This is a genomic window from Pseudomonas sp. GGS8, assembly GCF_024168645.1.
GTDB lineage: Bacteria > Pseudomonadota > Gammaproteobacteria > Pseudomonadales > Pseudomonadaceae > Aquipseudomonas.
On record NZ_JALJWF010000001.1, the window covers coordinates 5,586,380 to 5,596,293 of the forward strand.

Below are 9,914 nucleotides of genomic sequence, written 5' to 3' on the forward strand. Positions count from 1 at the left end.
CGGTTTTACGACTGCTGCGCAGCCGAACGGGGCGATGCGGCGTTCCGACAAGCCCCCTCGCCACATTGGCTTCATCGACCGCGGATTCAGGCCAACACGTCACACATCCCCAACGCCGAGCAATCCACCTGGAACGGCCCGAAAAACCCGCCATTGGATTTGCTCGGCGGATTACCCACCAGCAACTCCAGGGCTTTGGCGGTCTGGATGTTGTGGGCGATGTTGTGGTTGCATTCGATGGCCCGGGCCACCGAGCCCGCCGAGCCTTGCCCGATCCCCAACAACGAAGCGCCGTTGGTCATGAACGCCAGAAAGGCGATGACCCAGAGTCTGCGTCCTTTCATACCCCTGTCACCCCCGCCAAGTCGGCGTCATCAACCACCGCGTGTTGAGCGCGGTGTTCGAACTGGATGCCGGGATAAGCGACCTGAATCGGTGCCTGAAGGCTGTGTTGCGACTGAGCCGAAAGGCTGACGACCAACACCATGGCTACGTAAAGACCAATGGCCAGGTAGGCGCCGTGTTTGGCAGAAGTGAGGATGGTGCTGGCCATGGTGTTCTCCGTGGGCATGTTTCAATGCCCACAGAATCGATCAAAAAAGCCGTGATAACCACTCAGGGTTATCCATAGTAACCATCAGCTTCGTTGATCATTAAGCCAGTCTATTTCAGTCTTCAATAAAACTCATCAAGCGCTCACGGGCCGCATCCGGCTCGTTGGGAACGGGCTGGGCAGCCGACAGAATCGGGGTGGAATAGAGAAACAGGAGAACAACTGCCAGACGCATCGCCATGCTGTCGATCCTTTAAGGGAAGGAGTCAAAAAATCAGCGTCAAATTTAAACACATGGCCATGTGATATCAAGCAATACATTGATAGCAATATGATGCTGTCGTAAATGCGTTATGCAGGAGCGACATCACTTCGGGCTTTTCGACGCCTTACAGGTCGATCGGCAAGTGACTTCGCTCCTGCATAAAGGATGCAGGGCTGACATTTCAGTGTTGGTTTTTGTGATCCAGCGCGGCGTAGAAGTTGGCGCTCTGTTGCAGGTATTTCTGGGTGTAGCTTTGGGTGTGGGATTTTTTGTCGCTGATTTCAACGCTGGCGCTGGCAGGCAGAGCAACAGTGGCGGAAATAGCGGAAGCGGCGATGATGGAGAAGAGATTGAAGTTCATGGCGGTATTCCTCGATTCAGTTGGCTTGCTTGCCCGGTTGGGCCGTGAAGCAAACTTAACTCCCGAGGGTCGACGCCTTGAAATGCTTTGTAGCATTAGCCGATATCAGTCTCATTAATAGAAGGTTGCAGGCCCCATCAACCGGGGCCTGCGGTCTATTGACGCAGCAGGAACTTGAGATCGCTCGGCGCATCCATCGGCAGTTTTTGCACGGTTTTGCCCAACAGACCGGTCTTGGCATCACGCTCGATGACGACAATCTGGTTGCTCTTCTGGTTGGCAATCAGCACGAACTTGCCACTCGGGTCGAGGCTGAACTCACGCGGGTGATCGCCGTCCACCGAGCGGCGCTGAAGCTCTTTGAGGTGGCCGGTGGCCGGGTCGATGGCGAACACCAGCAACTGATTGGCGGTGCCACGGTTGCTGACGTAAAGGAACTTGCCATCGGCCGAGGCGTGAAGCGCAGCCGCGGCCTTGCCCGATGTGGACAGCCCCGCCGCCAGATCGACCAACTGCGTTTGCTCGAGTTTGCCGTCCTGGTAGTCGAACACCGCCACCTGCGCGCTCATTTCCAGGGTCAGCCAGGCGTGCTTGCCATCGGCGCTGAACAGCAAATGTCGTGGCCCAGTGCCAGGTGGCAACTGGACAGAGGCTGGTTTGGCGGCGGTCAACGGCCGTTCCGGATTGGCCTTGGGATCGAAGCGATAGACAAAGATCTTGTCCGCGCCCAGGTCATTGGAAAACACATAATGGCCGTCCGGCGAAGAAACCACCGAATGCACATGCGCCGACATCTGCCGCTCGGGGTTGACCCGGCTGGCCGGATGACTGCTCATCTGCACCACCGGTTTAAGCGTGCCATCGCTGCCCACCGGTAACACCGCCAGAGTGCCGCCCGGGTCTTCAGCCACCGAGTAGTTGCTGACAAAGAGATGGCTGGCATCGCCGCTGATGCTCGAATGGGTCGGCTCGTTGCCCAGGGTTTGCACCTGGTTGATCAGGCTCAGCTCATGGGTTTTCGGATCGATTGCATAGCTGCTGACGCGCCCCACCGGATCGGCCTGCCCCGGGCCGTTTTCGTTGACCGCGAACAAGCGACGTTGATCCTTGGACACGGTCAGCCAGGACGGGTTGGCGCTCTTCACCACTTGCAGCGGCTTGGCATCGATCTGCCCGGTGCGGCTGTCGAAGTTCAGGCGATAAATCCCCTGGCTCTGGCCGGCGGTGTACGACCCCACCAGCAATTCGTAGTTGTCGACCGGCGCCGCCTGCACGCCCATCGCGCCGACGCTGCCGGCGATCAACAGTGGCCAGAAGTTACGCATCCTCATTCGTTTCATCCTCGTCGTCCTGACCACCGAACGCTTCCATGGGCACCAGCCGGTGTTCGCCGGCATCACCGGTGATGATCCAGCTCTTCAGAGAGGGATCGAACGTCGCCGCCTCGATCTGCGCCATGCTGAACTCCCAGCGCTTGAGCGCCCGACCGTCCATGCATTCGATGTGCAGGTTGTCGTCTTCATCGAGAGAGAAGTCGAAAGCGTGCAGTCCGTCGATCTCCAGCATGTCGCAGTGTTCGAGGGCGTTGAGCAAGGTGTCGTTTGCGGCAGTCATGGCAGTCAATCTTTGAATGGGAAAGGGCAATGATAGCTCAATGTGGGAACGGACTGTGGCGAGGGGGCTTGCCCCCGTTGGGCTGCAAAGCAGCCCCAAAAAATCTCTGATGTACCAAAGATTTTGTGAGTGCTACGCACTCAAACGGGGCGGTGCGGCGTTCCGACAAGCCCCCTCGCCACAGTAGGGGTTGTGCTTGACGGCTAGAGAGCGTCGCGCGATGGCTTGCCATCGACCAGACGCTGGATGCGCAACGGATTGCCATTCTTCAACGCTTCCGGCAGCAGGCTGTCGGGGTAGTTCTGGAAACACACCGGACGCAGGAATCGGTCGATGGCCAGAGTGCCCACTGAAGTGCCGCGCGCATCGGAAGTCGCCGGATACGGTCCGCCATGAACCATCGAATCGCAGACTTCCACACCCGTCGGATAACCGTTGAGCAAGATCCGCCCGACCTTCTGCTCCAACAAGGGCGTCAGCTCGCCGAAGCGTTCGAAGTCCGCCGGCTCACCGATAATCGTTGCCGTCAGTTGCCCGTGCAAGCCGTTCAGCGCAGCACTGAGTTGCGCCTGATCCGTCACTTCAACAAACACCGTGGTCGGGCCGAACACTTCCTCTTGCAGCACTTCATCGCCATCGAGCAACAGACTCACATCCGCCTTGAACAATTGCGGCTGCGCCTGATTGCCTTGTTGCGGATTACCTGCCAGATGCTCGATCTGCGGATGCGCGAGAAGCTTGTGCAGGCCTTTGCCATAGCTGCTCAAGGTGCCGGCATTGAGCATGGTTTGCGCCGGCTGATCGCCGATCAGCCCGGCCACCTGTTGCACGAACGCACTGAACTGCGGCGAACGAATGCCGATCACCAACCCCGGATTGGTACAGAACTGTCCGCAACCCTGCACCACCGACGCCGTAAGGTCACGGGCGATGCTTTCAGCACGAGCTTGTAGCGCCTGCGGCAACACGATCACCGGGTTGATGCTCGACATCTCGGCAAACACCGGAATCGGCTGCGCTCGCGCCGCGGCCATGTCGCACAGCGCCCGGCCGCCTTTCAATGAACCGGTAAAACCGACCGCCTGAATCGCCGGGTGCTTGACCAGCGCCTCCCCCACTCCGCCGCCATAGATCATGTTGAACACACCGGCCGGCATGGCGGTTTTCCCGGCGGCGCGGATCACTGCGTCGGCCACCCACTCAGCGGTTGCCATGTGGCCACTGTGAGCCTTGAACACCACCGGGCAGCCGGCGGCCAAGGCTGAAGCGGTGTCGCCACCCGCCGTGGAAAACGCCAACGGAAAGTTACTCGCGCCAAACACCGCCACCGGCCCCAGACCGATGCGGTACTGACGCAGGTCCGGGCGCGGCAATGGCTTGCGCTCCGGTAGCGCCAGATCGATCCGCGCGCCATAGAAATCACCACGACGCAGTACCTTGGCGAACAAACGCATCTGGCCGCTGGTGCGCCCGCGCTCGCCTTGAATCCGCGCCGCTGGCAACGCGGTTTCGCGGCAGACCACGGCCACAAACTCATCACCCAGGGCATCGAGTTCATCGGCAATGGCATCGAGGAACTGCGCACGCCGTTCGGCGCTCAGGCTGCGATAGGCCGGGTAAGCAACAGCGGCAGCCTTTGCGGCGGCATCGACTTCTTCAGGGGTCGCCTGATAGAAATCGTGGGGCAAGGCCTCGCCGGTGCTGGCATCGACGCTCTGGAGTTTGACGGTGCCGGCAGCGCTGTGCTCACCGCCAATGTAGTTGTGACCAAGAATCCGGGTCATGGGTGTCTCCTTAAAGTGTGCCAACGGTGCCGGGTTCGAACGCCGCTTCAACCGGTGCGATGCCGTTGACCAGAGGGGCGCCGAATTCGGCCTGGCTGATCTCGAACACATCGCCCGGCCGGGTGCGGATGCCATCGGCGAAGGACAGGGTCGCGGTGCCGAAGAAGTGAATGTGCACGTCGCCGGGGCGCAGGAACTGGCTGTACTTGAAATGGTGGTATTCGAGGTTTTCCAGGCTGTGGCACATGTTGGCTTCGCCACTGAGGAACTCGTTCTGCCACAGCACTTCGCCTTCGCGCAGGATGCGGCTGGTGCCCGCCAGGTGTTGCGGCAATTCACCGACCCGAAGCTCCGGGCCATAGCTGCAACTGCGCAGTTTCGAGTGGGCCAGATAAAGGTAATTCTTGCGCTCCATCACATGATCGGAGAACTCGTTGCCCACCGCGAAGCCGAGACGATACGGTTTGCCGTCATGGCCGATGACATAGAGACCGCTGAGCTCTGGTTCTTCCCCCGCATCCTCGGCAAAGGGCGGCAACGGGAACGGTTGGCCCGGTCGCACGACAATGCTGCCGTCGCCCTTGTAGAACCACTCCGGTTGCACGCCGGCCTGGCCGGTTGCCGGTTTACCGCCCTCCACGCCCCACTTGAAGATGCGCATGGTGTCGGTCATCGCCGCTTCGTCGCCGGCCTGCTGATGCATCTTGTCCCGGGCCGAGGCACTGCCCAAATGGGTCAGGCCGGTGCCGCTGACCAGCATGTGCGCCGGGTCCGGGTGATCCAGCGGTGGCAGGATTTGCAGATTGGCCAGCAGCGCCGAATAGTCGTGGCTGATGCCCAGACCCAGGGCCTGAACCTGTTGCTCAAGATTGACCCCCGACTCGATTGCCGCCAATGCCAGATCCCGCACCGTGTGCGCAGCCTGTACTTCGCGCACCTGATCGCCTTCGACCACACCGACGCGGCGTTCGCCATTACTCAATTCGAATTGAACTAAACGCATGTCTTTCTCCTGTTAACGCAAAACTTCAAAACAACGCAGGACCTTGTGGGAGCGGTGGTGTTGGCCAAATTTCGTGTCAGGTACGGGTAGCTCCCCGGGCACTGGCCGCGAACTGGTCGGCCGGCAACACATGCTTACGCTCCAGCAGGCGATACACCACGCCGGTCAGGATCAGGCCGAACACCATCACGCAGGACAGGAAGTACAGCCCCGACGCCAGGTTGCCGGTGTACTCCTTCAGCGCACCGATCACGAACGGGCCGATGTAGCCGCCGAGGTTGCCCACCGAATTGATCAAGGCGATCCCCGCCGCCGCACTGGCGCCAGCGAAGAAACGCCCCGGCAAGGTCCAGAACACCGCTGTGCAGGAAAACAGCGCGAACGCCACCAGACACAGCGCCGCCAATTGCAGCACCGGCACCGACAGCCAGGCGCTGAGGAACAGACCGATGGCACCCAACACATACAGCACCGCCAGATGACCGTAGCGATCGTTCAGGCGGTCGGAACTGCGCGGAATGATCAGCAAACCGATGATCCCGAAGATGTACGGCACCGACGACACGAACCCGGTCACCAGGTCTGTACCGCCGAACTGCTTGATCAACGTCGGCAGCCACAAACCCAGGCCGTAGATACTCAGGGTTACCGGCAGATAGAACAGCGCCAGCAGCAACACCCGTTTGTCCTTCAGTGCATGCAGTGGATTGCCGTGGCGGGTCTGGCCATATTCGGCGAGATCCTTTTTCAGCTCACCGATCAGCCAGTCTTTCTCGGATTGATCCATCCATTTCACCTGTTGCGGACCGTCCGGCAAATAACGCAGCACCGGCCAGGTCAGCAGAATCGCTGGCGTACCGATGACGATGAACAACCACTGCCAACCGTGCAGACCAAGCGTGCCGTCCATGCCGAGCAAACCGCCGGACACCGGGCCGGTGATCATCATCGCGATGGGTTGGGAAAGGATGAACAGCCCGAGGATCTTGCCGCGATGGCGAATCGGGAACCACTGAGTGATGTAGTACAGCACGCCCGGAAAGAACCCGGCTTCGGCCGCGCCAAGCAAAAAGCGCATCACATAGAAGCTATTCGGTCCCTGGACGAACGCCATGCCGATGGTGATGGCGCCCCAGGTGAGCATGATCCGCGCGAACCAGCGTCGGGCGCCAAAGCGGTCGAGCATCAGGTTGCTGGGGATTTCCAGCAAAAAGTAGCCAATGAAGAACAGCCCGGCACCGAGCCCATAAGCCGCGTCACCGATGCCGATGTCAGCGCCCATGTGCAGCTTGGCGAAACCTACCGCGGAGCGATCCACATAAGCGATCAGGTACAGCAGGATCAGGAAGGGAATCAGTTTCAGCGTGATGCGACGAATAAGCCGCAGTTCCTGGCTCATGAGTTCGGTCTCCGATTGTTGTTGTTATAGAACCTCGGGGGACGCCTCTCGCGGAAAACCACCAGGGCCGATCCCTCCGTTGAAACCGACTATATAGTAATACTATTTAACCAACAACACTTCCAAACCGTGGAATTTGCGCTTATGTTACGCCACAGCCCGAACAATATAGTCATACAATAAGAGAACCGATCATGACTGATAAGAAACCCACCCTGCGCTCCGCCCAATGGTTTGGCACTGCCGACAAGAACGGCTTCATGTACCGCAGCTGGATGAAGAATCAGGGCATCGCCGACCATCAGTTCCACGGCAAGCCGATCATCGGCATTTGCAACACCTGGTCGGAACTGACCCCGTGCAACGCGCATTTCCGCCAGATCGCGGAGCACGTCAAACGCGGGGTGATCGAAGCCGGTGGCTTTCCTGTGGAATTCCCGGTGTTCTCCAACGGCGAATCGAACCTACGCCCCACCGCCATGCTCACCCGCAACCTGGCGAGCATGGATGTCGAGGAAGCCATTCGCGGCAACCCAATCGATGGCGTGGTGCTGCTCACCGGTTGCGACAAAACCACCCCGGCGCTGCTGATGGGCGCGGCCAGTTGCGACGTGCCGGCGATCGTCGTCACCGGCGGGCCGATGCTCAACGGCAAGCACAAGGGCCAGGACATCGGTTCGGGCACGGTGGTGTGGCAGCTCAGCGAACAAGTGAAAGCAGGCACCATCACCATCGACGATTTCCTCGCGGCCGAGGGCGGCATGTCCCGTTCGGCCGGCACCTGCAACACAATGGGCACCGCCTCGACCATGGCTTGCATGGCCGAAGCCCTCGGCACTTCCCTGCCCCACAACGCGGCGATTCCAGCGGTCGATGCCCGTCGTTATGTACTCGCTCACATGTCCGGCATGCGCGCAGTGGAGATGGTGCGCGAAGATTTGAAACTGTCGAAAATCCTCACCAAGGAAGCCTTCGAAAACGCCATCCGGGTGAACGCGGCCATCGGCGGCTCGACCAACGCAGTGATCCACTTGAAAGCCATCGCCGGTCGCATCGGTGTCGAACTGGACCTGGATGACTGGACCCGCATCGGTCGCGGCATGCCGACCATCGTCGACCTGCAACCGTCCGGGCGCTTCCTGATGGAAGAGTTCTACTACGCCGGTGGCTTGCCTGCGGTGCTGCGTCGCCTCGGCGAAGCCAACCTGATTCCCAACCCGAACGCCCTCACCGTCAACGGCAAAACCCTCGGCGAGAACACCAAGGACGCGCCGATCTACGGCCAGGACGAAGTGATCCGCACCCTCGACAACCCGATCCGCGCCGACGGCGGCATCTGTGTGCTGCGCGGCAACCTGGCGCCGCTGGGTGCGGTGCTCAAGCCCTCTGCGGCAAGTGCCGAGTTGATGCAACATCGCGGGCGGGCGGTGGTGTTCGAGAACTTCGACATGTACAAGGCGCGGATCAACGACCCGGAACTGGACGTGGATGCCAACTCGATTCTGGTGATGAAAAACTGCGGGCCGAAGGGTTATCCGGGCATGGCTGAGGTCGGCAACATGGGCTTGCCGGCCAAGCTGCTGGCCCAAGGTGTGACTGACATGGTGCGGATTTCCGACGCACGCATGAGCGGCACGGCGTACGGCACTGTGGTTTTGCATGTGGCACCGGAAGCCGCCGCCGGCGGGCCTTTGGCGGCGGTGAAGGAAGGCGACTGGATCGAACTCGATTGCGCCAGTGGGCGTTTGCATCTGGACATTCCGGATGCCGAACTGGCCGCGCGCATGGCCGATCTGCAACCGCCGCAGCAGTTACTGGTAGGCGGTTATCGCCAGCTGTACATCGACCATGTGCTGCAGGCGGATCAAGGCTGCGACTTCGACTTCCTGGTTGGCTGCCGTGGGGCCGAGGTGCCGCGCCATTCTCATTAAATCACCACAATCGCTGTGGGAGCGGGCTTGCCCGCGATAGCGGTGGATCAGTCGCCATCAATGTTCAATGGGATGGCCCCATCGCGGGCAAGCCCGCTCCCACATTTTGATTTTCATCTGATTCAGGACTGTGCTTGCTCTGGCGACCGTCCTCGCCGCGCCTGCTATCATGCGCAGCACCCCATCGCACAGGACCGCGCCGTTCCCCATGGATTACCGCAAACCCTCCGACCGCAAAAGCATGCACTCGCGCATCGTCCAGGAACTGGGCATGCAGATTGTCTCGGGACGTTTCAAACCGGACGACAAACTGCCCGCCGAAGCCCTGTTGTGCGAGGAATACGCGGTCAGCCGGCCAGTCCTGCGCGAAGCGACCCGAGTGCTGGTTGCCAAGGGCCTGGTGTATTCCCGTCCGCGGGTCGGCACCGTGGTCAAGCCGCGTCGGGAATGGCACATGCTCGACCCGGACGTGTTGCACTGGTTGATGCAAAGCAGCCCGCAGAATGAGTTTTTCAGCCTGCTGACCAGCGTGCGCAGCATCATCGAACCGGCCGCCGCCGCGTTGGCCGCGCAGTTCGCCACCGACGAAGACATCGCCTCCATCGGTGAAGCCTACCAACGCATGGAAGCCGCGCCGACGCCTGAAGCCTTGTTGCAGCCGGACCTGGACTTCCACAGCCGCATCGCCGACGCGACTCACAACGATTTGCTGGCGAACCTGTGCAACATGTTGTCGGTGGCGATTGCCGAAGCCTTGAAGCATTCCAACCAACGACCGAACCTGCATGAACTGGCGTTGCCTCGGCATAAGGCGATTCTGACCGCTATCGAGAACCGTGATGCGCTGGGCGCGCGGCATGCGACGCTGGTGCAGCTGGATGATGCGCGCAGTGCGCTGAATGTTGTGCTCGGCAGCGATCCCTCATAACCACCACAATTCCCCTGGCTCATTGCCGCCCCGTAATTATCATTTAGATCATCGAATTGCCAGACGTGCGGTATCC

The 9,914-nt window shown here is 60.4% G+C and carries 11 protein-coding genes; 2 read left to right on the plus strand and 9 right to left on the minus strand.

Annotated features, from left to right (window positions below):
* Positions 1-86: 86 nt before the first annotated feature.
* The 9 genes from J3D54_RS24840 to J3D54_RS24875 all read right to left on the minus strand — a co-directional run bounded on the left by J3D54_RS24840 (position 87) and on the right by J3D54_RS24875 (position 6,979).
* Positions 87-344 carry a hypothetical protein gene (locus J3D54_RS24840; RefSeq protein ID WP_253423973.1) on the minus strand — a complete coding sequence of 86 codons (258 nt, stop codon included), beginning with the start codon at positions 342-344 and terminating at the stop codon, positions 87-89.
* Positions 341-553, minus strand: a complete 213-nt coding sequence (locus J3D54_RS24845) for a hypothetical protein (RefSeq protein ID WP_253423976.1) — start codon at positions 551-553, stop codon at positions 341-343. The genes J3D54_RS24840 and J3D54_RS24845 overlap by 4 nt, the downstream gene beginning before the upstream one ends.
* A 115-nt stretch (positions 554-668) precedes the next feature.
* Complete coding sequence (locus J3D54_RS30365; protein WP_007901166.1) at positions 669-794, minus strand: hypothetical protein; 126 nt, start codon at positions 792-794, stop codon at positions 669-671.
* Positions 795-999: 205 nt separating this feature from the next.
* Positions 1,000-1,179, minus strand: coding sequence for a hypothetical protein (locus tag J3D54_RS24850; RefSeq protein ID WP_253423980.1), 180 nt, complete (start codon positions 1,177-1,179; stop codon positions 1,000-1,002).
* Positions 1,180-1,334: 155 nt separating this feature from the next.
* Positions 1,335-2,504 (minus strand): lactonase family protein, encoded by a 1,170-nt coding sequence (locus tag J3D54_RS24855; RefSeq protein WP_253426747.1) that lies wholly within the window; start codon positions 2,502-2,504, stop codon positions 1,335-1,337.
* Positions 2,497-2,793 (minus strand): DUF5629 family protein, encoded by a 297-nt coding sequence (locus J3D54_RS24860; protein WP_253423983.1) that lies wholly within the window; start codon positions 2,791-2,793, stop codon positions 2,497-2,499. Before J3D54_RS24860 ends, J3D54_RS24855 begins: the two co-directional genes overlap by 8 nt.
* A 203-nt stretch (positions 2,794-2,996) precedes the next feature.
* Positions 2,997-4,577 carry an aldehyde dehydrogenase (NADP(+)) gene (locus tag J3D54_RS24865; protein WP_253423986.1) on the minus strand — a complete coding sequence of 527 codons (1,581 nt, stop codon included), beginning with the start codon at positions 4,575-4,577 and terminating at the stop codon, positions 2,997-2,999.
* A 10-nt stretch (positions 4,578-4,587) separates the two neighbouring features.
* Positions 4,588-5,580, minus strand: a complete 993-nt coding sequence (gene araD1 / locus J3D54_RS24870) for an AraD1 family protein (RefSeq protein WP_253423989.1) — start codon at positions 5,578-5,580, stop codon at positions 4,588-4,590.
* Positions 5,581-5,656: 76 nt separating this feature from the next.
* Positions 5,657-6,979 (minus strand): MFS transporter, encoded by a 1,323-nt coding sequence (locus J3D54_RS24875; protein ID WP_253423992.1) that lies wholly within the window; start codon positions 6,977-6,979, stop codon positions 5,657-5,659.
* A 194-nt stretch (positions 6,980-7,173) separates the two neighbouring features.
* Here J3D54_RS24875 and J3D54_RS24880 point away from each other — a divergent pair, with 194 nt between their 5' ends.
* Both J3D54_RS24880 and J3D54_RS24885 read left to right on the plus strand, forming a co-directional pair.
* Entirely contained in the window at positions 7,174-8,910 is a 1,737-nt protein-coding gene (locus J3D54_RS24880; protein ID WP_253423995.1) for an IlvD/Edd family dehydratase, read from the plus strand.
* A 208-nt stretch (positions 8,911-9,118) separates the two neighbouring features.
* Positions 9,119-9,838 carry a FadR/GntR family transcriptional regulator gene (locus J3D54_RS24885; protein ID WP_253426750.1) on the plus strand — a complete coding sequence of 240 codons (720 nt, stop codon included), beginning with the start codon at positions 9,119-9,121 and terminating at the stop codon, positions 9,836-9,838.
* Positions 9,839-9,914 lie beyond the last annotated feature (76 nt).

What these genes read in the sequence shown, in the direction of transcription:
- araD1 (WP_253423989.1), bottom strand. Translation starts at nt 5,580, where the DNA reads ATGCGTTTAGTTCAATTCGAATTGAGTAATGGCGAACGCCGCGTCGGT.
- J3D54_RS24840 (WP_253423973.1), bottom strand. Translation starts at nt 344, where the DNA reads ATGAAAGGACGCAGACTCTGGGTCATCGCCTTTCTGGCGTTCATGACC.
- J3D54_RS30365 (WP_007901166.1), bottom strand. Translation starts at nt 794, where the DNA reads ATGGCGATGCGTCTGGCAGTTGTTCTCCTGTTTCTCTATTCCACCCCG.
- J3D54_RS24875 (WP_253423992.1), bottom strand. Translation starts at nt 6,979, where the DNA reads ATGAGCCAGGAACTGCGGCTTATTCGTCGCATCACGCTGAAACTGATT.
- J3D54_RS24860 (WP_253423983.1), bottom strand. Translation starts at nt 2,793, where the DNA reads ATGACTGCCGCAAACGACACCTTGCTCAACGCCCTCGAACACTGCGAC.
- J3D54_RS24855 (WP_253426747.1), bottom strand. Translation starts at nt 2,504, where the DNA reads ATGCGTAACTTCTGGCCACTGTTGATCGCCGGCAGCGTCGGCGCGATG.
- J3D54_RS24885 (WP_253426750.1), top strand. Translation starts at nt 9,119, where the DNA reads ATGGATTACCGCAAACCCTCCGACCGCAAAAGCATGCACTCGCGCATC.
- J3D54_RS24845 (WP_253423976.1), bottom strand. Translation starts at nt 553, where the DNA reads ATGGCCAGCACCATCCTCACTTCTGCCAAACACGGCGCCTACCTGGCC.
- J3D54_RS24850 (WP_253423980.1), bottom strand. Translation starts at nt 1,179, where the DNA reads ATGAACTTCAATCTCTTCTCCATCATCGCCGCTTCCGCTATTTCCGCC.
- J3D54_RS24865 (WP_253423986.1), bottom strand. Translation starts at nt 4,577, where the DNA reads ATGACCCGGATTCTTGGTCACAACTACATTGGCGGTGAGCACAGCGCT.
- J3D54_RS24880 (WP_253423995.1), top strand. Translation starts at nt 7,174, where the DNA reads ATGACTGATAAGAAACCCACCCTGCGCTCCGCCCAATGGTTTGGCACT.